A 22765-nucleotide genomic window follows, 5' to 3' on the forward strand; every position below is an offset into this window, starting at 1 on the left:
TCGGGCGCGAGGTCAGCCGAGGAGCCCGTCGCGCGTCAGTTCGTCGGTGAAGTCGTCGAGGGTGCGACCGATGCGGTCGACCATGGCGTCGACCTCCTCCTCGGTGATGACCAGGGGCGGCGCGACCATGAACCACTCGCCGTACCGGCCCCCGTTCTGCTGCCTGGCGTAGAGCATCAGCCCGTGTCGCAGGCCGAGTTCACGGATCCGGTCGGGGGCGCGGACCTCGCGGGGGAGAGTGGCCTTCGTCTCCTTGTCGGCGACGATCTCGACGGCCTGCAGGAGACCCAGTCCGCGGACGTCGCCCACGAGCGGCGAGTTCTTGCCCAGTTCCTCGAGCCGGATTCGCAGGTGGTCGCCCATCCGGCGGGCGTTGCCCAGCAGATCGCGCTCCACCAGTTCGTCGAGGACGGCGACCGCGCCGGCGCAGGTGATGGGGTTGGCGTTGTAGGTGTGCGAGAGGTTGAACCCGGTCAGTCCGGCGAGCTCGTCGACCATGCGGGCGGGGGCCAGCATCGCGCCCAGGGGCGTGTACCCGGCTCCCAGTCCCTTGGCGAGGACGACAACGTCGGGGCGTGCCTCGGGCCACTGGTGGGCGGCCAGGAAGGTGCCGGTGCGGCAGGCGGTCATCACCTCGTCGAAGACCAGGTACACCCCGTAGCGGTCGCACACCTCACGGACGTCGGCGAAGAAGCGGCCGGCCGGTACGTTGGCACCCGTCGACACACCGCCCACCGGCTCGATCACAAAGGCGAGCACCTTCTCCGGCCCCAGACGCAGGATCGTTTCCTCCAGCGCGTCCACGGTTCTGCGGGCGTTCTCCTCCGCACTGATGCCGTCCGGAGTGCGGTAGGCGAGTGGCGCGGGGATCTTCTCGGAGAACGTGATCATGCCGTCGTAGACGGCCTCGTACTCCGGCTCACCGGTGATCGCCATCGTGAGCAGGGTCGCCCCGTGGTAGGACGGCACGCACGAGATGACCCGGGTACGGTCCCGCTGGCCTGTGGCATAGGCGTACTGGCGCAGGAACTTCAGCGCCATCTCGTTGGCCTCCGAGCCGCCCGAGGAGAGGTGCACGCGTTCGTACCCCGGCCCCGCCAGCGCGGCGACCCTGTCGGCGACCATCCGGTTGGGTTCGTGCCGGGACACCCGGACGTACGAGAAGGTGAGCTTGCGGCCCTGCTCGGCCATCGCCGCGAGCACGCGCTCGTTGCCCTGGCCGAGGTTGTTCACGACCGCGCCCGACGCCACATCTATATAGGGGGTGCCGACCGCATCGAAGAGGTATATGCCCTCTCCCCGCACGATGTGCGGGAGGTGCTGGGTATTGCTGGTGGTGTAGAAGAGATCCTGGTGGCCGCCGAGGGCGGGGCGCGCGTCCGGCGTCCGGTCCGTACCGGGGCGGGCGCTCACTGCTCGCCGCCCTTGCGCCGGGCGACCGACTGGGCGACGGCACACAGCATCTCGAACATCAGATTGGCGGCGTTGACAGCGGTGTGACCGTACGGGTCGAGCGCGGGGATGAGTTCACTGACGTCCGCGCCGATCAGGTTCAGCGGCGCCAGGGAGCGGATGATCACCTGCGCGTCGCGCATGCTCATTCCGCAGGGCTCCGGAGCTCCGGTGGCCGGGCAGTACACCGGATCCAGGGCGTCCAGGTCGAAACTCACGTACACGGGAGCGTCACCGACGACTCGCCGGATCTCCTCGATGACACCCTGCCGGCCGATCTCCTCGAACTCGTCCATGGTGACCAGGCGCATGCCCGTCGCCGCGTGATAGTCGCGGTCGTCCAGGGAGAAGCGGGTGCCCCGAATGCCGATGGAGATCAACTTGGTCGGGTCGAGGATGTCCTCCTCCACCCCCCGGCGGAGCATCGTGCCGTGGTTGTAGCGGTTGCCGTACAACTCGTCGTAGGTGTCGGGGTGGGCGTCGATGTGGATCAGTGCGATCTTCTCGCCCGTGAACAGTCCCCGCAGGATGGGGTGAGCCAGACCGTGGTCACCGCCGGTGCTGACGGGCACGATGCCGCGGTCGCGCAGGCCGCGGTAGTAGTGGACCAGGTCTTCGAAGGCTCCTGCGTGGTCCAGCGGATTGACGGGGGCGTCGCCCACGTCGGAGACCCGCACCAGGTCGAAGGGCCCCACGCCGTCCGAGTTGAAACGGCGGATCAGCCGGGACATCTCCCTGATCTGGGCGGGCGCGCCTCGCGCGCCGTTGCGGTTGGTTCCCCAGTCGTACGGCACTCCCACCAGCGCGACGTCCAGCTCCACCGCGTCCAGGTCCTGCACCCAGGGGGAGCGGAAGAAGGTCGCGGGCTGCGCGAAGCGGGGCACCAGCGAGGAGTCGATGGGCTGGGGGTGGGAGGCGCTCGCGCCCTCATGGGACCGTGCGTCCGCTGCGTCGTTCACCACGCCTCTTCTCTGTCGTGTCAGGGCTGGGATCTGCCGAGAGTATTGCTTGTCGACATTCGACAGTCAATGGGAAGCATGCTCGGGTGCGCCTCGATGAGGGGCTGACCCTCACGCCGACCACCTGGTGCCGGCGCCGTGCGTGCGCGGGGTTCCCGACGTGCCGGTCGCCCTGCTCTGGTCCAGACGCGCGTGGTAGGCGGGATTAGCACGTCTCCCGGCGCGGGCGTGCGTGAACGGGCCTTGCTCGAGGGTTGCTCTGTAGGCCTCCGGCGTAGTTCAACGGACGCATCAGAGTCACCGGTCGCCATGCCACTCCACGCTCCAGCGCGGAGGTGCGCAGTCGGGCCTCGATCCTCAGGCTGGCGGCGGCGTTCGCGTCAGCGCGGTGGTCAGTGCCGAAGTCGCCCGTGACCAGGTGGCGTTCGAGGCTGGCGATGGTGGTCTGGAACTTCCTGCCGCCAAACCATGAACTGCACCTCACGCTCGGCAGACGCTCCAGGGCCCCAGACGTCCTCGCCGATCCCGAACAGCGCGTATCCGGCCGCCCACAGCAGGACGTCGTGATCGCCTGACTCCGCGACCACTCCCAGAGCGGTCTCCTCCCAGGTGTCGGTCTGCTCCCCGCCAGCTCGCACACGGCCACCACGGTCAGTTTGTCGCAGCCGACAGAGCGGAGAACCTCGAGTGCGGCGTCCAGCACCTGCTCCCGCTCCGTACTCATGGGCCGACTCGCAGGGCGGGTGTTCGTCGCACTCCTCGGCTCTCCACTCGAACCACATCAGTAAACGGCACTACATCGTTTCTCTATATGGTTCTCGGAGTGACGGCTCCGCAGGGCCTCCAGGGCGTCAGCGGCAGCCGGGGTGAACGAGAAGCCGTCTTTCAACCGGGCGGGATATGTCAGGTTCTCGCTGTTCAGGCATGGTTTCGCTCGGTGGTTGCCTCGGTCGACGCCCGGAATGGCCTTTTCGGTCGGCGGGAGGGGCGCGGGCAGGCAGTCCCGGTGGGCGGCAGCGATGCCCTGGACGTGGCGTGACAGTCCCTGCCACATGTGGAAACGGTCCTTGACCTGAATGGCCTCAGGGGAGCCGGCGGTGATGCCCTGTAGTGGTGACGTCGGGTATTGGAACTGTCCGCATACCTACTTGATGATGCCGAGCGCGGCGTGAACGAGGTCGGCATTGGTCTCGGCGGTCGTCCCGTCCGGTAGCTGGAGCACGTCCTCCAGGCCGATCCGCATGTCCAGCTGAAGGGAAGCGGCCATCTGCAGGATGGCCCAGGCGGCGTTGTCTTCGCCGTGGAGAAGGATGGACGATTTCGTGGCGGAGCGGAGTTCGCCCAGAAGTCCGGCTGCTGCGTGGACCGCAGCCTGCGGGCTGGTTTCTGTGATCTCGGCCAGGATGCGCAAGACGCGGTGGGATTCTGGCCAGCTCAGGAAGCGCTGTGCTGCTTGCGTCCCCGAGTAGATGCCCGCTTCGATGCCGATGCCCCGGTCCAGCAGGGCGGTGGCAACTGTGGCGGCGCCATCCTCGTGCCAGTTCACGGAAGCGTGATCAGGGAGCACTGTCCAGGAACGGACCTGCGAAGCGCGCTCCCCAGGGTCTGGTGTGGTCCAGGCCCCCGTGGTGACGCCGACCGGAATACCCGGGGCGGCAGCCCGCACGGCTGTGAGGGCTGCCGCGACGGCGGCGGGATCCAGAGTGTCCTCACCGTCGCGGTTCTTGGGGTGGAGGTGGATGTCCTGGGCGCCGGCGGCAACGGCCGTGCGGGCTGCCGTCGCGAGATCCTGTGCGGTCACGGGGAGACGAGCGCATTCGGCGGGGACTCTGGCACCGTTCAGACAAACCTGCAGCATGGGTGTGATCTTCTCAGATGGGTCTGACATGGAGAGACTCCTCGTGGGTGTCGTGGGTGTCGTGGGTGTTCACTACAGTGCGGTGGCCGCCACGGCTGACCTCGGCCGCGTATGTGGCCCGGTCCCTCGCGGAGAGACGTTGCCGGGCGACGGCGACGCCGGTGCGGATGCCGAGCGTGCGGGCGAGGATCGCGGCCGGGAACTCCGGGGGTGGACGGCCGGACGATCCCGGCCCAGTGACCCGGCGAGCGACCGCCGTTCAGCACCCGGGGATGCTCAGCGAGATGTGCCGCGAGGCGGCGATGGTCAGATACGGTGACGAGATGGCCCCGAGCCTGCCTGCTGACGTAGCCGACGTGCTTGCGGCAGTCCTGAGCGGGGACACCCCAGTTCATGTCGCGCTCCAAAGGCAGGTTCCGCACCTCAGTGTGCGAGCGCGCTGCACATGTGGGTGTGGCACCGCCTACTTCGAGCTCGACACCACCAAGGTGGACCCTGCACCCACCGGCCCCGACACGGTCGTGGCGGCCGAAGCACAGCTCGTCACCGAAACCGGCGAGTGCCCAGGAGAGGCCCTGGTCTTCACCCAGGGCGGCTACCTGTCCTGGCTGGAAGTCTGTTCATGGAACGACGACATCGAAGTGACACTGGCCGCCGCCCGTCACTGGTTGCAGACACGCTCTTGATCCCGAACGACCAGCGCCCAACAGGCTCCGCGATGCCGCCGACATCACGCATTCAAGTTCAGTCGTTGGCCGTGCGGCGGCGTGCTCCGCAGTTCATTCCCCACCTTCTCAGCCCGCACGGGGGCGGGGGTGGCGCCGGTCGCGGTGAGGTGCCACATCCGGTCGGAGACGGGCGTCTCGTACGCGGCCACGGTATAGGCGGTCTCACGAGGGTGGGCTTCGTGGACGCGCTCGATGCGCAGGGTCTGGGATTCGTGGATCGCGTGGGCGGTGTCGTCGGGCCAGGTGCGTTCCCTGTCAGGTTCAGTGTGTTGAGCTCGGTTGCTGGGTGAGTCGCTCGCTGCGGCAGCCGCGTCGGCTGGGGTTGGCACGGCGCGCCCGGGTGCCGTCGGAGGCGGCTCGGGCGAGGTCGAACAGGTGCTGGGTCTCGGCTTCGTCCATGCGTAGGGTGCGAGCGAGTGAGCGCAGGACGCTCTCGGAGACGCCGCGCAGGTTCCCGCGTTTCATCCGGGTGTAGCAAGCGGTGTTCACGCCCGCGAGCTGGGGGACCTCCTCGCGGCGTAGCCCGGGACGCGGCGCTCACCGCCGAAGACCGTCACGCCGGCTTCCTTGGGGCTGAGGCGGCCTGGAGCGTGTTGGTTGGCCGGCTGCGTCAGGCGCCGCTGTTGGTGGCGGCTTCCAGGGGGTTTCGATGTCCGGAGCCGGGCGGATGCTATTCCTCTGCACTGAGGTGACGACTCGTCCGGAAGGTCCCTCGGCTTGCGCGGTCCGGTTCCCGTGATCCGCATCCCGCCTGGGGCGGGCTGCAGCCGGTATCCAGCGGCGACCCCTCTGACCTGCGACTCCGCGCTACCGGAAGGGGCTGGTGTCGGGGGTTACTGCTGTGAGGGGTAATGACAGGGTCTCTCAGTCCGTCGGCGGCGAACCTACCCACCGCCACCGCGGTGCGCGGGAAGCGGCTGTACATCACCGACGGCGGACTCGACGAGCCCCACGACGCGCAAGTGCAGAGCGGGAAGATCGACCTCGGCGCGCTTCTCTCACACAGAGCGCCTGGCAGCTCCCAGAGGGCGTGGCCTGCAGGGATGCCACCTGGGGACCCCTGCAGGTACCCCTCACAACCGAGACTCCCACATCATCGCCATTGCCACGCCGGACCGGCAAACTGTGCGACAACGGCGATCGCGTCGGCCCCAGCGAGAAGCGACAGCTTCCCCACGACGAACGCCTGCGCCGCGTCCTGTAGACGACGACCGCATTGGCCCTGGCGAGAAGCAGCAGGGCGCCCGCCGACAAACGCCATCACCAGGCCCCCTGTCTGCGGCCAAAGCCTGCTCGGCCGGCCAGAAGAGAGCGGGAGCCGCAGGAGACCACGGGCTCGGCGGCGCGGACCTGGTATGCGATCAGGACCTACGGCTGTCGCGGGCCCGGGTGTACACAGACGAAATCCTTTGGCCGTCTCGCAACGGACCTCTCCGAGTTCGCAGTCGTCGCGGCCCATCGTGCGCGCCGTGAAGTCCCAATACCTAGTCGAACGTCCTGCCGTCCGCGACTGCCTGAAGATGGCCCGAGCCTCCACTCCCCTCGTCCCGCAACTGCCACCCCACCCCGCTCACGTCCTCCTCCCACCGGAATGAGGGTGGCGGCGGATCTCGATCTCGCAGGTCGTGGCATGCCGGACATCCCGGTCCCGCTCCGCCTGGGCACGCTGATCGGCGAGGGCGGCGCACACGTCACACCCTTGCGCCGGACGCGGCGGCCGGGTGGGATCCGGCAGGGCGATGGGCGGCTCGTCTGTCGTCCGCTGGTTCATTCGGATGCCCCCGTCTCGAGTCGTCATCCGCTTCCAGGGCCGAGCGCGGCGGCAATCAGCGTGGGGTCGTTCAACTGTCCGGAGCCGTCGGGGCGGTGGATCCACGGAGACGGTGGGCAATGACGACGGCCTGCCGGCGATCTGGATCGCCTCTCCCATGATGGACAGGACCCGCCGAACCGACGAGGGCTGGAGGATCGCCGAACGCCAGAAGGGGGGCGACGGCGTGTTCGCGGACCAAGAGGCGGCAACCGACCCGTTCCAGCCCGGCCCGCCCGCGTGCGGCCACTCGGCGATCAGGCCGTCCACTCCTCGCCGACGACCACAAGGGTGTCGGCCGCGTTCGAGCGGCAGATGACGGTTGCGCAGCGGCTCCCCAACCTGTCCCGATGGAGTGGGCCCATGAAGGAGTGGAGCAGCCTCCTGTCCAGGGTGCTTCGGCGGGGCGCCGTTCTACTTGCCGACCAGTGCCAGTTCCTCGGCACAGCGGTAGGCCAGTGCAAGGATCGTCAAGACCGGATTCACGCCGCCATTCGTGACGTGCAGGGACGCGTCCATGACCCAGAGACCCGGATGCCCGTGCACGCGCCCGAAGGAGTCGGTCACCGAGGTCGCTGGGTCCGAGCCCATGCGGGCGGTCCCCGCCTGGTGCTGGCCCGCGGACAGCCCCGTCTCCACGGGCCGAGTCCATACCTGGCGCGCGTCGGACGCATGCATCCAGGCCAGAGCCCGCTCGCGCAACGCTGTTGCGGCTCGGACGCTCTCCGGGTGCTGCGCCCCGGAGAGCCGGGCCACGGCGTCACCGCCGGAGTCGAGCACGCCGGAGGCAAGGGTCACCCTTGCCTCCGGATCGGGAATCTCTTGGATCGGACCCATGATGTGCGAGGTGCGCAGGTAGGAATCCCGCATCCAGCGCTTTGCCTCATGGCCCCATCGCGGTACGTCCGACGCCATGGCCCAGTCATGGAACAGCACGGGCATCTTCACCACTTCATTGGCCAGTACCCCGCCCCCGATCACCTCGCCCCCCAAACCGTGGGCATGGTCGAGGGTCGCTATCGACACACCCGGACCTTGGAGATCCTGGACCGGTTCGTCAAACAGCCCGTACGCGCCGACATAGTTGTGCCCCTGCAGGTTCCGCCCGACCTGGTCCCCTTGGTTTCCCAGGCCTGCGGGATGCCCGTCGGTGGCGCTGGCCAGCAACAGCCGGGCGGTCTCGATCGCCCCGGCCGCCAGCACCACGGCCCCGGCGCGCACTTCGACACAAGCACCCGTGTTCATGTCGAGCACCACCACACCGGTGGCCCGCCCCGAGCCGTCCACCAGTACTCGCCGCACCCGCTGCCCGGTGACGAGTCGGCACAGCCCCGTCTCCAGCGCCAGCGGGATGACCGTGTTGTGGGTACCGGCGCGGGCGTCCACGGGGCAGCCGAATCCGATGCACTCACCGCACCGCACGCAGGCGGCGCGTCCGTCACGCGGCCGGGAGTTGAGCAGCAGTGGCACCGGCCCGACGGTCAGGCCGAGAACTCCGGCGCCCTTGCGGAGTACGTCGGCTTCACGGGTGGGTGGCTGGGCGGGCATCGGGTACGCACGGCTGCGGAAGCCCTGGTGCCGGTGAGCCCGTCCGTCCCCGCAGACACCGAACTCCTGCTCGGCGCGCGTGTAGTGGCGCTCCAGATCGTCATACGTCAGCGGCCAGTCGGCGAGTGAACTGCCTTCGGGGACGCCATACCGCGACGCCATGCGGAAATCGTCGGGGTGGTACCGCCAGGCCATGCCCTGGTAGACACGGGTGCCGCCGCCGACCGTCATCGCATTGTTGTGCCAGTCTCTGTGATACGGCTGATCGACCCGGCGATCCGGATGGCCCGGTGCGGCCACCACACGGGGGTTGCCGTTGTAGCCGGGGCCGGTGGTGTGGCCGTAGACGGAGAATCGGTGATTGGCGAGATGGTCGTGGCCGATCTCCTCGTAGGGGAGAAAGCGTCCCCGGTCCAGCAGGAGCACCCGGGCCCCGGCCTCGCTCAGGACACGGGCGGCCACTCCACCGCCGGCGCCGGACCCGACCACGATGACGTCCCATACGCGTCGCAACGCCTCAGGCCCTGACTCGATGGGGCGGACATGGCGGACCGGCACGTGGGCCGGCTGTTTCGGAGCCGGGTCGTATCCGAGGCCCTCCCAGGATCCGCTGTCGCGACGCCCGTAGTACCCGTGGGCAGCGACGGCGGCCATCGTCGCGACGAACTCGGCCGGTGAGACCGGCCACCTCGGCCGCGTCCGAGCCGCTTCCAGCTCGGCGACCAGCTCGGCATCCAGGACGGCTCCCGCTTCGAGCTCGGCGGACAGAGCGTCCAGACCGGGACTGAACAGCTGTGCCCAGTGCGCCGTGTGGTCGCGGTCGGCGAGGCTGTCCAGCCAGTCCAGCAGTCCGGCCTCGGTCGCGCCGGGTTGGGAATCGGCCGGGAGAAGGACGTCGAGCAAGTCGGCGACAAGCGCACGATGGGGGGACGGGATCACGCTGCTGTCCTTCACTGCGGGGTGGGAAGTTTCTCGCGAACCGGATTCCCCCTCAGTGCGGAGCTCTTGAGAGCGGCCCGCTGTGGGTCAGGCACAGCGGGCCGCGGTCGGTGAGCCCGGTGATCAGGGCCGGTCGCACATGATCAGGCGTCGGTAGGATCCGGGTACGTTTCGCTCATCTTCACAAGCCGCTCCAGTACGTCATCCGGCGGCGGCCTGTTCGTCGGGGAGCCCGGATGTCATCGCCGCGGTCAGGGCAGGGCCGACGGTCGGGTGGTCCCAGCTGGAGGCCAGCGCGACCGCGGGCGGGAAGCAGGTCGCCGGATGACTGCCGTGGAAGTCGAGGGCGTCGGAGTCAGGGTGCGGGCGCCGGAGCCCGTGCGGACCATCGCTCAGCACGAGTGAGGGAATCCCCACCCGTTCGGCGGGTTCGGTTGTCCACACATCCTGGCCCGAGAGCAGGGCGGTCTTCTCGTCGAGGCTCAGCTCTGCTGAGCCGTGACCGTGGCTGGGTGTCATGCTGAGGATCCTTTGGCAGGTGAAGGGCGGGGGGATGGGAGTGAAAGGCACAGCTACCGTGCGCCGGAGGCATGCTCAGGCCGCCCGCGTGGCAGGAGCCGTCCGGCATCGCCTTACAGGCAGTACGGCGTCCGTCGCGCCTGGCTCTACCAGTCCGTCACCGCCGGTCGGCCGGCACCTGGGCCCCGTAGGCTGTCGGGAGGATGCCCGGTCCTTCGCTCGCCGACGGCCAGGACGGCCACGACGGGCGCGGTTCGCGATACGGGGCGGCCACGAGAACGGAGTTGTTTCCGGTGTGCAGCCCGATGACCGTCGTCGTGGTGTCCGTGATGGGGAGTCCCTTGAAGCCCGACGCCGCCGTCACCTGAGGTGCTTCCGGAGAAATCGCAGTGTGGACCGGTGCAGGGTGCTGCGGTGCGGGACGGTCCCCCAGGCGTGGTCCGCGCCTTCGACGATCTCGAGGTACGCGTCGCCGTCGTAGTGGTCCAGATAGCGGCGTACGTACTCGAGGGGTACGACGTCGTCCTTGTCGCCGTGCAGGATGTGGACCGGGCCGGTGTACGCGCCGGACCGTCCGTAGACGTCGAGACCGGTGATGTCCTCGACGAGAGTGCGGCTCATCCGGTGCCCGTCGGCGTCGAAGTAGCCCTTCTCCTCGATTTCCGCCGCGAGACTGCGGCCGTTGAGGTGACCGCCGGCCATGTCGGAGGGAGCGACGGCGGCGGGGGACCACAGGCACAGCGCGCTGATACCGGGTTCCTCGGCGGCCACGATGCCGGCGACCACGCCGCCCATGCTCATGCCTACCAGGCCGATCCGGTCGGGGTCGACGAACTCGAGGGTCCGGACCGTTCGCAGGACCGCGCGCGTTTCGGTGATCTCGCCGGTGATGGTCACCTCGAAGAAGTCGCCGTCGCTCTCGCCGTGGCCAGAGAGGTCGAACCGGACCGAGGCGATTCCGTTGGCCGCCAGCAGCCGGGACATGGCGACGAAGTTCGGCAGTTCGATCCGGTTGGACGTGAAGCCATGGACGAACACCGCGGTGGGCCAGCGGGTTCCGGTCGGTCCTTCGGGGATGTGCAGCGTCGAGCGCAGCGTCAGGCCGTTGTGGTGAAAGTCGTGATGGCGGATCACAGGGCCGCCGCCTTTCTCGTCGTTTCGGGTACGGGAGCGCCGCTCAGGTCGGTGGGCTCCCCGGGCAGGGGCCATGGGCAGCGCGACACCAGGGGCCGGCCGATGACCGTCGCGGCACCGTGAAGCCGAGGCCTGTGACTGCGGTGGGCCGATCCTCGTCCGCAGGCACGTACAGGCGTTGCCTGCAGCGGGCGTAGCCGAGACGGGTCGTGCTGACTCAGGCCCTTCGCGGCGGTGGACGCCGCGAATCTCCTGGTGCGGTTGGTAGCGGCTCGGCGGTGAATGTGTCCCCTGTCATGTGGTTGCTTCCATCCCCACCCGTTGTTGACGGCGTTCGCGTTGCAGGGCCGGGTCGGGGACGGGCGCGGCCGCCACCAGTCGCCGGGTGTACTCGTGCTGGGGCTGGTTGCAGACGTCGGTGCTGCGTCCCTCTTCGACGATGCGTCCGTGTCGCAGTACCAAGGTGCGTGCCGCGAACTCACTGACGACGGCGAGGTCGTGGGTGATGAACAGGTAGGCACACCCGAGGGATTGCTGGAGTTCGGCGAGTAGATCGAGGGCGGCGGCCTGGGTGGTGACGTCCAGGGCGCTGGTCGGTTCGTCGCAGATGATGACTCTGGGTTGTCGGGCCACCGCCCGGGCGATGGCGATGCGCTGGCGCTGACCGCCGCTGAACTGGGCCGGATACCGGTCGGCCGCGTCCTCGGGCAGGCCGACACGCCGGAGCAGACCGTTGATGTGCTCGCGGACTTCGCCCCGCGAGCGGCTCGAACCGGCGAGGAGGGGTTCGGCCAGGGTCCGGCCCACCGGCAGGGCGGGGTTGAGTGAGCCGTAGGGGTTCTGGAAGATCGCCTGGATGTCGGTGGCCAGTACGCGACGGGCGCGGCCGGAGAGATGGGTGGTGTCCCGCCCGTCGAGCAGCACACGCCCGGCGGTGACCGGGGTGAGTCCCAGGACGGCTCGGCCGATGGTGCTCTTGCCCGAGCCGGACTCGCCCACGAGCGCGACCGTCTCGGCCTGACCGACCTCGAACGACACGTCCTCGATGACCGTGGTCGGGGGCTTGCGCCAGCCACGGGAGGGATAGCGGACGGCGAGAGCGTCGACTTGGAGTATGGGTGTGCCGGTCACGCGATCCTGCCCTCGGTCCGAGCGATGTTGGGTGTGCTGTCGATGAGTTTCTTCGTGTAAGAGTGCTCGGGCCGGTAGAAGATGTCCTCGACCGTGCCTTCCTCCACGATGCGACCCTTCTCCATGACGATCGCGCGGTCGCAGGTGTCGGCGACCACTCCCAGGTCGTGCGTGATCAGGATGATCGCCATGCCGCGCTCGTCGCGCAGGGACCGGAGCAGGTCGAGGATGCCGGCCTGCACCGTGACGTCCAGTGCCGTGGTGGGCTCGTCGGCGATGAGTACCTTCGGCGACCCGGCCAGCGCCATGGCGATGGCGACCCGTTGGAGCATGCCGCCGGACAGCTCGTGCGGGTGGCGGCGTGCGATGTCGTCCGGATCGCGCAGGTGGACACTGGTCAGCAGATCGCGGATCCGCAGCCTGACGCTGTCCTTTCCGTCCGGCACGTCACCGATACGGCGGATGACCTCGCCCAGCTGGGAGCCGATGGTGAAGTACGGGTCGAGCGCCACCATGGGTTCCTGGGACACCAGGGCTATCTCGCGACCGCGGATGCGCTGCAGTTCCCGTTCCGGCAGCCCGGTGATCCGACGGCCGGCCAGCCAGGCGGTGCCGCCCGTCACCGTGCCGCCCGGGGCGAGCAGCCCGAGCAGCGACAGACCCGTCACCGTCTTTCCACTGCCGGATTCGCCCACCAGGCCGAAGATCTCACCGCCGCTCACCGTGAAGCTGACGGAGTCGACGACGGTGCGCGGGCCCTGCTCGGTGGCGAATGCGACCGAGTAGTCGCGCACCGCGAGCACACCCGTGTCCTGAGGCGTGTCCGACCCTTCGGCAGTGTCCTTCGCGACCGCCACGGGAACCGGCCGCCGCAACCGACCGCCGGTCCCTCGCTTCCGGTCCTGATTGAGGTCGCGAAGCCCGTCGCCCAGCAGCCCGAAGGCGAGGGACATCAGGCCGATCAGGCCGCCGGAAATGAGCAGCAGGGAAGGACTCTGCTCCATGACCTGCGAGGCCTCTCCGACCATGCCGCCCCAACTGGGCGCGGGCGCCGGGGTGGCCAGGCCGAGGAAGCCGAGGCCGGTCTGCACCATGAGAGCGATACCCGAGAAGAGGCAGACCTGGACCAGCAACAGCCCCACCAGGCCGGGGAAGATGTGCCGTGCCATGATCCGCGCGGCGCTGAGCCCGGACACCCTGGCGGCGTCCACGAACAGTTCCTCGCGCAGCGCGATGCACGAGCTGCGGATGATCCGTGCCAGGCCCGCGGCGGACAGGAAGCCGAGCGTCAGCATCGCGGCGACGTTGCTCTGGCTGAAGATCGCCAGGACGGCGAGCATGAGGATGACCACGGGAACGGAAAGCATGACATCCATCACGGCCACGATGACCCGGTCGGTCCAGCCCTGCAGATAGCCGGCCAGGATACCGAGTGACATGCCCAGGATGATGTACACGCTCACCGCCACACCCACGCCGAGCAGGGCCGGCCGTCCGCCGTAGAGCAGTCGGCTCAGCACGTCGCGGCCAAGGTCGTCGGTGCCCAGCGGGTGGCTTGCCGACGGACCGCCGCGCGCCTGGAGCAGGTCCTGCGCCAGCGGCGGGTGCGGTGCCAGCAGGGGGGCGAGAATCACGGCGACGGTGATCGTCAGGACTACGACGAGCGCTGCCGCGGTAAGAGGCCGGCGCCAGATCCCGGCGAAGGGGCTGGTCCACCTCCGTGATGGCACGCTCACAGGCGGATCTGCAGCGGTCATGCCACACGCACCTTCGGGTTCAGGAGACTGTAGAGAACATCGACGAGAAGGTTGATCACAATCACCATCACCGTGAACGTGATGACGAGCCCCTGCACGACCGGCAGATCGTGCTGGTTGGTCGCGTCGACAACCGTCGTCCCGAGCCCGGGCAGGGTGAAGACGTTCTCGACGAGAATCGTGCCGGGAATGTACGAGATCATCGTGATGCCGATCGCGGTCGCCACTGGCAGCCCGCAACCGCGCAGGGCGTGCTTCCAGACAATGGATGCGGGGTGGACGCCGGAGGCTCGCAGCGTTCTGATGTGGTCCAGCCCCAGGGTGGACAACATCGCATCGCGGGTGATCTTGGAGATGAGGGCGACCCCTCCGATCGACAGCGCGATCACGGGCAGCACGAGGCCGGCCGCCCACTGCCCCGGCGACTCGGCGAACGGGGTGTACCCGGTTGCCGGGAAGATCGGGAACCTGATGGCGAACACGGACACCAGCATCAGCGCGAGCCAGAAGTTGGGCAGGGCGCTGCCCATCAGGGACATCACGTCGGTCACTCGACGGGTGACCGGGCCACGCGTCGCGCTGTACACCCCGAGCAGGACGCCGACCAGGGTCGACAGCGCGGTGGCCCCGATCACCAGCGTCAGTGTGACCGGCAGGCGTTGCCCGATGAGCCCCAGCACGGATTCGCCGCTGAACAGCGAGCTGCCGAAGTCGCCGTGCAGGATGTCGCGCAGATACAGCGAATACTGCTCGAGGAACGGTTTGTCGAGATGGAGCGCGGCCCTCAGCGCGTCGTACTGCTCCTGCGTCGCGTTGATGCCCAGGACCGTTCGTGCCGGGTCACCCGGCACGAACGACTCCAGGAGCGAGGTGATCGCCGAGACGACCACCAGGAGCGGGACGGCCAGCGCCAGCCTACGGAGAATGATGGGAAACATCTGTCCTCGTCAGCGAGAGGTCCACATGGTGTTCGAGGTCAGCTGAGCGCCGCCCTCCGGGAACTGCACCCCGTGCAGCTTGCTGTCGTGCATGACGATCGTGTCGGTGGCGGACACCGGCAGCGCGAGCGCCTCGCGCACGATCACGTCGGTGAGGTCCTTCGCCGCCGCCGCGCCGGACTTCGCGTCCGACTCGGCGAGCCGGGCGTACGCGGCATCGAAGTCCGGGTCGGTCGCGCCGAAGAGGTTCATGATGCCCGTCTTGGTGAACGGTCCCTGCTGCGCGTAGAAGTTGGAATCGCCACCCATGCCGGGCGAGAGCACGGTGGCCGCGTACTTCTTCGACAGCAGGTCGTTGATCCAGCCACCGAAGTTGGCAGCGGCCCTCAGCTGCAGCTTGACGCCCACCTGGGCGAGCTGGTCCTGCACGGCCTGCACCATCTTGGTCGTCGAGGGGTCGAACGACCCGTAGTTCACCGGGATGGTCAGCCCCTTCCCGTACCCCGCCGCCTTCAGCAGCTTCTTGGCCTTGGCCGGGTCATAGGGGTACGCGTCCGCAGACGCGGGGCTGTAGCCGTCGTACCCGGGCATCGCCGGCTGGGAGATCGGTGTGCCGAAGTCGCCGTAGACCGCCTTGGTGATCGCGGAGCGGTCGATGGCGAAGTTCAGGGCCTGCCGGACACGCTCGTCGCCCAGCCCGTCGACGACCGTGCCTTCACGGTCCAGGAGGAACAGACCTGCCCAGGTGGTGGGCTTGGTGAGTGTGGTGAGCGACTTGTCGCCCTTGATGGTCGGCGCCACGTCCGGAGTGCCGTACATGAGGTCGATCTGCCCGGACTTCAGGGCCTGTGCCTGCGAGTTGACGTTCGGCATCACCCGGACGGTGATCTTCTTGAAGTGGATGGCGTCCTGGTCGTAGAAGTTCTTGTTCGGGACGTAGACGTAGTGGTCGCCGGAGACCGACTGCTTGGCGTCGTAGACGTAGGGTCCGGCGCCGAAGGTCGCGGAGGCCAGCTTCTTCGGGGCCTTCAGCCCGGCCGGGCTGATGATGGCGCCCCCCAGGAACGCGGGCGTGAACAGTGCCCCCATGTCAGGGTTCGGCGTCGGGCTGCTGACCTCCACGGTCGAACTGTCGGGCGTGGAGTAGGTCAGGGGACGGAACCAGGCGCCGGCGGGTCCGCTGCCCTTCGCGAAGTACTTGAGGGACTTGACGACGTCGGAGGCGGTGATCGGTGTGCCGTCGGCGAACTTCAGGCCCTCGCGCAGGTGGAGCTCGAACTTGTTGTTCTTCTTGCCGACGTAGCCCCACTTGTCGGCCAGCCCGGCCCCCAGAGTGCCGTCGGCCTTGCGGGTCAGCAGCGTCGCGTAGGCGGGGTCCATGTAATTGAGGAAGGGCCCGACAGCGATCTGGGCGGGGTCCAGGCTGTTGGGCGCCGAGGACAGCGCGATGGTCAGGTCCACCGGGCCGGCACTGTCGCCGCTGGTGCTTCCGCCGCCGCAGGCGGCGAGTGCGAGCGATGCCACCACGCCGAGGGAAACCTGGAGTGCGGTTCTTCTCTTCATTGAGGAGTCTCCGTTGTATGAGCTGCCGGGGTGAGCCAGGAGCGGGAATTCACGTGGCTCGTCAGGGGACCAGACCGATGGTCTGGACTGCGGGCTGTGAGTCATCAGGCGGGGACTTCAGCGCCAGAGGTCGCTGAAGTGGACGTCGATGCTGAATCGGCGGCCGGGGGGAACGCGTGAGAGGTCACGCAGGGCTGAACTGGTGCTGTACGCCTCACCGGAAGCGACCGGTGACGCGGCGCGGTGGCGCATCCGTCGCGGTCGGGTGGGAGCACGCCGGTGTACCGATCGGATGACGCGTCGACCGCCCGTCGGCCGGTCGTGGCCCGGTCGCACTGCGACAGGTTGGTCAGGAGCGTTGGCGCCGGACCACGGTCAGCGGTACATCCAGCGGTCTGGCCCCGGTGGTGGCACGCACGCCATTTGCCGGAGGGTCACTCCGTCTCGTGGACGACACGAGCGGTCTGCTTCGATGCCGGCGACCGGAACGAGCTGGGGAAACTGTGCATCGCACCACCTCGCTACTATGGGTAACTATAACGTGTCGTTAACACGTTATAGTGAGTGCCCGTAAACTAACCGTGTCTCCTGCGCTGCGCAAGAGGTTCGTGAAAGGTGGTCGTCGATGGCACCGCGGAGCAGCAGGGTGACGAGTGCGGACGTGGCCCGTGAGGCCGGTGTGTCCCGCGCGACGGTGAGCTTCGTCCTCAACAACACCCGGCATCAGAAGATCACCGACGCGACACGTCAGCGGGTGCTGGCAGCGGCCATAAGGCTCGGCTACGCCCCGTCGGCCGCCGCGAGAACCCTCAGGTACGGCCGTTCCGATGTCGTGCTCGGCCTGCTGCCCGAGTGGCCATTGGGCTTCACGGTCGGGCACCTCGTCCAGGAGCTGACGGTCGCGTTCGCGAAACGGGATCTCACCTTCGTCGTCCACTCCGGCATCCGGGGTGCCCGCTCGCTGAGCGAGATATGGAAGACCCTCACGCCGGCCGCCGTGCTGGCCTTCGAGACCTTCTCCGACTCCGACGCCACGGCGATGCGGGCTGCGGGCACCGAGGTGGTCGTCGCCCTGTACGACTCGAAATGGCTCGGGACGGGCGTCGGTGTCGCCGGCGAAAGAGCGATCGGTGCCGCGCAGGCCCGCCATCTGGTCGCCTCCCACCGGCGACTGGGGTACGCGTACCCCGATGACGAACGGGTCGCCGTCTTCGCCGAGTTGCGGCTGGACGGCGTCCGAGGCGTCTGTACCGACCTGGGTCTGCCTGCCCCCGAGGTCCGAGCCGTCCCGCTGACGCCGAGCGTGGCCGCAGACGCCATTGGGGCTTGGCTCGCTGCCGACCCTCCGGTCACAGGCATCTGCGCATTCAACGACGAGGTTGCGATGAGCGTGCTGGCCGGTCTGCGGCACCTCGGCCTCGAGGCTCCCAGGGACATGGCGGTGGTCGGCGTGGATGGCACCCCCGTCGCGGCAGTGGCCTGCCCACCGTTGACGACCGTCGTCCAGGATCTCCCTGCCATCGCCGAGCAGTGCGCGGACACTGTGACGGCCGCGCTTTCCGGCGCGCAGGCCTCTGACAGCCCGGCCGAGGCGCACATCCGGCTGGTGGTGCGCGAGTCCGCGTGACGGCTGTCTGCCGACGGGGGTGCCTCCACAGATGGCGAACGACCAGCACCGACCGTCTCGTCGAGCGCGTACCGGCCGCCTACATGTGGGGGCGCGCTCCCTGCCTGCGACGGCTACCCGACTGCGGTCAGTGGTTGACGCTGACCAACCGGTAGTGCTTTTATTTTGAAGCATTTTCTTTAAGGTTCAAGTTCTTGCGCTCGGGCTCACATGCGAGCCGGCGCCGTGTTGTCCCCCACAGGAACGGAGAGCAGAAACTCCATGACCAGCACCGCACGTCTCCGCCGTACCCTTGCCGCCGCGCTCGTGGCCACCGCCCTCACCGCGACAGCGGCCGCCGTGCCCACCACCGCCGTCGCTTTCTCGCCCGTCGCGGGCCAGGCCGGTCACGACGAGAGCGCTCGCCTCGCCTACCAGAAGAGCGTCGCCGTCCAGGTCCTCAAGGGTGTGTTCGAGGAGGGCGACACGAAGATCGTGGACCGCTACGTGCGGTCCGACTACATCCAGCACAACCCGCAGGCCCCCGACGGCAAGGAGCCGCTGAAGAACCTCGCCCTGACGTTCCCCCAGCAGTTCCCGGACGCGAAGTACGACGTCAAGCGCGTGATCTCCGAGGGCGACCTCGTCGTCGTGCACTCCAACCTCGTCTTCACCCCCGGGACGCGGGGCTGGGCCGTCTTCGACATCTTCCGCTTCCAGGGCGGGAAGCTCGGCGAGCACTGGGACACCGGCCAGGAGGTCCCCGAGACGACCGTCAACGGCAACGACATGTTCTCGACCCTCAGCCGGCCGCGCACCGAGCAGCCTGGCCCCCGCCGGTTCACCGCGTACAACAAGAAGCTGGTCACCAAGGCCTTCGACGAACTGCTGGTGCAGAAGGACCTGTCCGCCATCGACAGGCACTGGAACACGGAGTACCCCCAGCACAGCCCGTACGTCGACAACGGAGCCGACGGCGTGAAGGCCGGGCTGGGCTGGTACTTCAACCAGTTCCCGGAACTGAAGATCACCCGCAAGCGCGTCGTCGCCGAGGGCGACCTGGTCGCGGTCCACGCCCACTACGTCAACGCGCCCGGCGAACGGGGTCAAGCCGTCGTCGACCTGTTCCGGGTACGGAACGGGAAGATCGTCGAGCACTGGGACGTGACCCAGAACATCCCCGAGACCTCGGCGAACGACAACACGATGTTCTGACGCATTGGCTACCGAGCTTGAACTCGTAGTGTTGCGAGCCTGGCGTCGCTGACCTCATACGTCCGCGCTTTGAGCGTGCCCTCCGTCGGCGTGACCGTAAGGCGGTCGACGAGGGTGCTGCGGTAGCGAGTGACTGCGACATTCTCGGTGCGGGCCGGGGCGGCACATGCCGCCCTGACGCCCGGTGTGGGGCCGATCGGCGCTACGACCTCCGAGGCCGCGAAGGCTGCCCGGCTACGCCCCCGGCGGGACACCACCCCTGACGCTCTGCCAGTAACCGTTGAGCGGAGAAATCTGCCTACGCGGACACTTTGCCCCCGTCAAGGGAGAATTTCCTCCCCCTCACAGAACGGGTATCCGGTGCGAGGCTGTGCGGCGTCAGCGCTCCCCGCGGCCAGTCGCGCCCGCTCCGGAAAGAGAACGCACATGTCACCCCTGACCGACGACCGGCCCGCCAAGCTGCCTTTCGTCGTCCTGGTGCTGGCCGCCGGAACGTTTCTGATGGGCACCACCGAGTTCGTCGTCGCGGGTCTGCTGCCGGAGATCGCGGACGATCTAGGTGTCAGCGTGTCTCACGCGGGGCTGCTGATCACGGCGTTCGCGGCAGGCATGATCGTCGGCGCACCGGTGATGGCGATCGCGACGCTGCGCCTGCCGCGGCGGTTCACGCTGGTCCTCGCGCTCACCGTCTTCGCCCTGGGCCATGTGGTCGCGGCCCTCAGCCCGTCCTTCGCGGTCGTGCTCGCGGCCCGTGTGGTGACCGCACTGGCCACCGGTGCCTTCTGGTGCGTCGGCGCGGTCGTGGCCACGACCGCGGCAGGACCGGCAGCGACATCGCGGGCTCTGGGCATGCTGCTCGGGGGCATGACCGTGGCCAACGTCGCCGGCGTACCGCTGGGCTCGTGGCTGGGGCAGATGTCCAACTGGCGAGCACCGTTCTGGGTGCTGGCTGGCCTCTCGGCCGGCGCCGCACTGGTCATCGGCCGGTTCATCCCCGACGAGGAGCAGCGCGAAGTGCGTTCTGTGCGCGCCGAGTTCGCCGCGCTGCGCCAGGCCCGCGTCTGGCTGGCGCTGAGCGCCATCGCGTTGCTCCTGGGAGGTGTCCTGGCGGCCTACACCTACATCTCGCCCCTGCTCACCGAGCGGGCCGGGATCCCCGCCGCGGCCGTGCCGCTGGTCCTGACGAGCTACGGTGCGGGCGCCCTGCTGGGCACCACGGTCGGCGGACGCATGGGTGACCGCCGGCCGCTCGCCACACTCATCACAGCGGCTGCCGCGAGCACGTTGATTCTGCTCTTGCTGGTGTTCTTCTCCACGAGCCCCGTGGCGACCGTTGTCCTGGTGACGGTGATGGGGGTGACCGGGTTCGCCGCGACTCCGGTGCTCGGCGCGCTGGTCATGCGCTTCGCCGGCTCCGCGCCCACGCTGGCCTCCGCGCTGGCCAGTTCGGCGTCCAACGTGGGGATCGCCGTCGGCTCCTGGGTGGCAGGCATCGCCCTGGCCTCACCGCTGGGGCAGGCCGGGCCGCCGCTGGTCGGCACGGTGACGGCCGCCCTGACCCTCGTACCGTTGACCACGCTCGCGCTGATGCGCGCGACCCGCGCAACGACCACGCCGCCGCCCCCGGCTGTCCCTCACTTGGCGGTCGAGCCCGGGCGCGGTGGCGCCGCCATACGTACGGATCCCTGTAGTGAGGCTGCCGAAAGAAGCCGTCCATGACGACCGCGACGAGAGGAACCGGCTGCGCCGCCGGGCCGCCCTGCCGGAGGGTCCACATCCGCGGGCCTGTCTGCCGCTGAGCAGGCGGCGGTCCGGATCCGCCGTCCTGTTATGTGGGACGATCGGCTTCGTGAGCGGTGTGGCTTCGCCACGCGAGGAGACCGCATGGCGGGGTTCTCGTCGGCGTTGATCGTTTCCTCCCTGCCGGGTACTGCTTCGATGCCCAACAGCACGCGGCGTGGCCGTACCGGAGTCCGGCCGTAACGCCACGGTCGTCGCACCTCGCCGCGACCGGCCGGTGGGGTCACGGTGGTCAACTCTTCGGACGTGGGTGGGTGTGAGCGGTGGCGCGTGAACTGGTGCTCGGTGTCGACGCGGGGCACACCGTGACCAAGGCCGTTCTGTTCGACGCCGCCGGCCGGCCGGTGGCGCAGGGCAGCGGCATGCTGCCGCTGTCCACCCCTCGCCCGTACTGGGTCGAGCGGGACATGGACGACGTGTGGCGAACGGCGCACCAGGCCATCGCCGCCTGTCTCGCCGAGGCCGGTCCGGACGCGGGGCGGGCTGTCGCCGCGGTGGGACTGGCCGGGCACGGCGACGGACTGTACGCCGTCGACGAGCTCGGTCGGCCGGCGCGCTCCGCGATCGTGGCGATGGACACGCGTGCCGAACCGGTGCTGGAGGAGTGGCGGGGCACTCCGGTCTGGTCCCGTGCCCTGGAGTTGTCGGGCACGGTCCCCTTCGCGGGCTCCCCGGCCGCTCTGCTGGCCTGGCTCGCCCGTCACGAACCAGGGGTGCTTCAGCGGGCGCGTTGGCTGTTGTCCTGCAAGGACTGGCTGCGCCTGCGCCTGACGGGCGTGGCGGCCACCGATCCCACGGACGCCAGTGCCTCGTTCACCGACATGCGGCGGGGCGGCTACTCGCCAGAGCTGCTCGACCTGTACGGCCTCGGCGCGCTCGCCGACATGCTGCCACCCGTCCTGGCGTGCGACGCGTTGAGCGGAACCGTCACCCGTGACGCCGCGGCGCTCACCGGGCTGACCGCGGGCACCCCCGTCGTGACGGGCGCCCATGACGTCGATGCAGCCGCGCTCGGGGTCGGCGGCACCGAGCCGGGCGAACTGTGCCTGATCGCCGGGTCGTTCAGCATCAACCAGGTGGTCGGCAAGCACCCCGTCGTCGATCCGCGCTGGCAGGTTCGTCACTTCGTCCGCCCGGGCCAGTGGATGACCATGTCCACCTCGCCCGCGTCGCTGGCGAACATGGAGTGGTTCCTGCGGGTGACAGGTGCGCCGGCCGACCAGCGGGACGGCGTCCACGAGGTGATCGGCCGCGAGGTCGAGGCACACCTGGACGGTCCGTCGGAGGTGCTGTTCCACCCGTTCGTCTACGGCTCCCCGCACCCGCATCCCACGTCCGGCACGTTCCTCGGGCTGCGCGGCTGGCACGGTCGCGGACATCTGCTGCGGGCCCTGATGGAAGGCGTCGTCCTCAATCACCGTTGGCACGTCGACGCCCTGTGCTCGAAGCTGCCGATCAGCGGGTCGGCCCGGCTGACCGGCGGCGCCGCGCGCAGCGAGGTGTGGAGCCAGATGTTCGCCGACGCCCTGCGGCGGCCGGTCGAGGTGACCGACGTGCAAGAGAGTGCTGCCCGTGGGGCGGCGCTGCTCGCCGCCACCGCCGTCGGACTGCTCGACGACGTGACGGACCCGCGCGCCGGAGCCACCGTGCTCAGACGACATGAACCCGACCCCGACCGGGTCGCCGTACTCGACGAGGCGTATGCGGTGTACCAAGAGGCGTTGGGGGCTCTCGGACCGGTCTGGGCCCGTCTGGACGCGCCCGAGCGTCCGGGGCGAGTGCCGGACGAGTCGGCGACATGAGGGATC

Annotated in this window: 16 protein-coding genes and 1 pseudogene; 5 read left to right on the plus strand and 12 right to left on the minus strand. The window is 68.9% G+C overall.

The features are described from left to right. Window positions 1-12 precede the first annotated feature (12 nt). The 3 genes from RM704_RS22855 to RM704_RS22865 all read right to left on the minus strand — a co-directional run bounded on the left by RM704_RS22855 (window position 13) and on the right by RM704_RS22865 (window position 4269). Entirely contained in the window at window positions 13-1413 is a 1401-nt protein-coding gene (locus RM704_RS22855; protein ID WP_052146311.1) for an aminotransferase family protein, read from the minus strand. Then, the gene (locus RM704_RS22860) at window positions 1410-2411 is read right to left on the minus strand and encodes an agmatinase (protein WP_052146327.1); all 1002 of its coding nucleotides are present in this window, start codon (window positions 2409-2411) and stop codon (window positions 1410-1412) included. Before RM704_RS22860 ends, RM704_RS22855 begins: the two co-directional genes overlap by 4 nt. Window positions 2412-3555: 1144 nt before the next feature. Then, window positions 3556-4269: a 3-keto-5-aminohexanoate cleavage protein gene (locus tag RM704_RS22865; protein ID WP_033530305.1), complete on the minus strand. Its 714-nt coding sequence runs from the start codon at window positions 4267-4269 to the stop codon at window positions 3556-3558. 272 nt (window positions 4270-4541) lie between these two features. On the opposite strand from RM704_RS22865, the gene RM704_RS22870 reads away from it, so the two are divergent. Next, entirely contained in the window at window positions 4542-4955 is a 414-nt protein-coding gene (locus RM704_RS22870) for a hypothetical protein (protein ID WP_311591108.1), read from the plus strand. A 44-nt stretch (window positions 4956-4999) separates the two neighbouring features. Here the strand turns inward: RM704_RS22870 and RM704_RS45190 are convergent, their stop codons facing one another. The 9 genes and pseudogenes from RM704_RS45190 to RM704_RS22915 form a co-directional block, all read right to left on the minus strand. Then, on the minus strand, window positions 5000-5326 hold the full coding sequence (locus tag RM704_RS45190) for a DUF317 domain-containing protein (protein WP_498076439.1): 327 nt from the start codon (window positions 5324-5326) through the stop codon (window positions 5000-5002). Continuing rightward, window positions 5259-5516 (minus strand): annotated as a pseudogene (locus tag RM704_RS45710) (hypothetical protein); the annotation flags it as partial. The gene RM704_RS45190 and the pseudogene RM704_RS45710, both read right to left, overlap by 68 nt. Window positions 5517-7221: 1705 nt before the next feature. After that, the gene (locus tag RM704_RS22885; RefSeq protein WP_052146328.1) at window positions 7222-9294 is read right to left on the minus strand and encodes a GMC oxidoreductase; all 2073 of its coding nucleotides are present in this window, start codon (window positions 9292-9294) and stop codon (window positions 7222-7224) included. Window positions 9295-9495: 201 nt separating this feature from the next. Beyond that, a complete protein-coding gene (locus RM704_RS22890; protein WP_033530237.1) occupies window positions 9496-9813 on the minus strand; it encodes a hypothetical protein in 318 nt (105 codons plus the stop codon). Window positions 9814-10173: 360 nt separating this feature from the next. Further along, window positions 10174-10947 carry an alpha/beta hydrolase gene (locus RM704_RS22895; protein ID WP_033530239.1) on the minus strand — a complete coding sequence of 258 codons (774 nt, stop codon included), beginning with the start codon at window positions 10945-10947 and terminating at the stop codon, window positions 10174-10176. 294 nt (window positions 10948-11241) lie between these two features. Continuing rightward, window positions 11242-12078 (minus strand): ABC transporter ATP-binding protein, encoded by an 837-nt coding sequence (locus RM704_RS22900; protein WP_033530240.1) that lies wholly within the window; start codon window positions 12076-12078, stop codon window positions 11242-11244. Continuing rightward, a complete protein-coding gene (locus tag RM704_RS22905; RefSeq protein WP_311591112.1) occupies window positions 12075-13712 on the minus strand; it encodes a dipeptide/oligopeptide/nickel ABC transporter permease/ATP-binding protein in 1638 nt (545 codons plus the stop codon). Before RM704_RS22905 ends, RM704_RS22900 begins: the two co-directional genes overlap by 4 nt. A gap of 119 nt (window positions 13713-13831) precedes the next feature. Further along, a complete protein-coding gene (locus RM704_RS22910) occupies window positions 13832-14773 on the minus strand; it encodes an ABC transporter permease (RefSeq protein WP_033530242.1) in 942 nt (313 codons plus the stop codon). A 9-nt stretch (window positions 14774-14782) separates the two neighbouring features. Further along, window positions 14783-16336 carry an ABC transporter substrate-binding protein gene (locus tag RM704_RS22915; RefSeq protein ID WP_033530243.1) on the minus strand — a complete coding sequence of 518 codons (1554 nt, stop codon included), beginning with the start codon at window positions 16334-16336 and terminating at the stop codon, window positions 14783-14785. Between the two features lie 625 nt (window positions 16337-16961). Between RM704_RS22915 and RM704_RS22920 the strand changes: the two genes are divergently transcribed. The 4 genes from RM704_RS22920 to RM704_RS22935 all read left to right on the plus strand — a co-directional run bounded on the left by RM704_RS22920 (window position 16962) and on the right by RM704_RS22935 (window position 22759). After that, window positions 16962-17963 carry a LacI family DNA-binding transcriptional regulator gene (locus RM704_RS22920; RefSeq protein ID WP_033530244.1) on the plus strand — a complete coding sequence of 334 codons (1002 nt, stop codon included), beginning with the start codon at window positions 16962-16964 and terminating at the stop codon, window positions 17961-17963. Window positions 17964-18224: 261 nt separating this feature from the next. Next, complete coding sequence (locus tag RM704_RS22925) at window positions 18225-19157, plus strand: nuclear transport factor 2 family protein (protein ID WP_033530245.1); 933 nt, start codon at window positions 18225-18227, stop codon at window positions 19155-19157. A gap of 426 nt (window positions 19158-19583) precedes the next feature. Further along, window positions 19584-20876: an MFS transporter gene (locus RM704_RS22930; RefSeq protein WP_078937322.1), complete on the plus strand. Its 1293-nt coding sequence runs from the start codon at window positions 19584-19586 to the stop codon at window positions 20874-20876. 344 nt (window positions 20877-21220) lie between these two features. After that, window positions 21221-22759, plus strand: coding sequence for an FGGY-family carbohydrate kinase (locus tag RM704_RS22935; RefSeq protein ID WP_052146312.1), 1539 nt, complete (start codon window positions 21221-21223; stop codon window positions 22757-22759). Window positions 22760-22765: the final 6 nt, after the last annotated feature.

It is taken from the genome of Streptomyces gottesmaniae (assembly GCF_031845845.1).
GTDB classification, from domain to species: domain Bacteria; phylum Actinomycetota; class Actinomycetes; order Streptomycetales; family Streptomycetaceae; genus Streptomyces; species Streptomyces akebiae.

Coding starts and splice junctions, on each gene's coding strand:
- RM704_RS22925 (WP_033530245.1), top strand. CDS start 18,225: ATGACCAGCACCGCACGTCTCCGCCGTACCCTTGCCGCCGCGCTCGTG.
- RM704_RS22910 (WP_033530242.1), bottom strand. CDS start 14,773: ATGTTTCCCATCATTCTCCGTAGGCTGGCGCTGGCCGTCCCGCTCCTG.
- RM704_RS22865 (WP_033530305.1), bottom strand. CDS start 4,269: ATGCTGCAGGTTTGTCTGAACGGTGCCAGAGTCCCCGCCGAATGCGCT.
- RM704_RS22870 (WP_311591108.1), top strand. CDS start 4,542: ATGCTCAGCGAGATGTGCCGCGAGGCGGCGATGGTCAGATACGGTGAC.
- RM704_RS22920 (WP_033530244.1), top strand. CDS start 16,962: ATGGCACCGCGGAGCAGCAGGGTGACGAGTGCGGACGTGGCCCGTGAG.
- RM704_RS22930 (WP_078937322.1), top strand. CDS start 19,584: ATGTCACCCCTGACCGACGACCGGCCCGCCAAGCTGCCTTTCGTCGTC.
- RM704_RS22915 (WP_033530243.1), bottom strand. CDS start 16,336: ATGAAGAGAAGAACCGCACTCCAGGTTTCCCTCGGCGTGGTGGCATCG.
- RM704_RS22890 (WP_033530237.1), bottom strand. CDS start 9,813: ATGACACCCAGCCACGGTCACGGCTCAGCAGAGCTGAGCCTCGACGAG.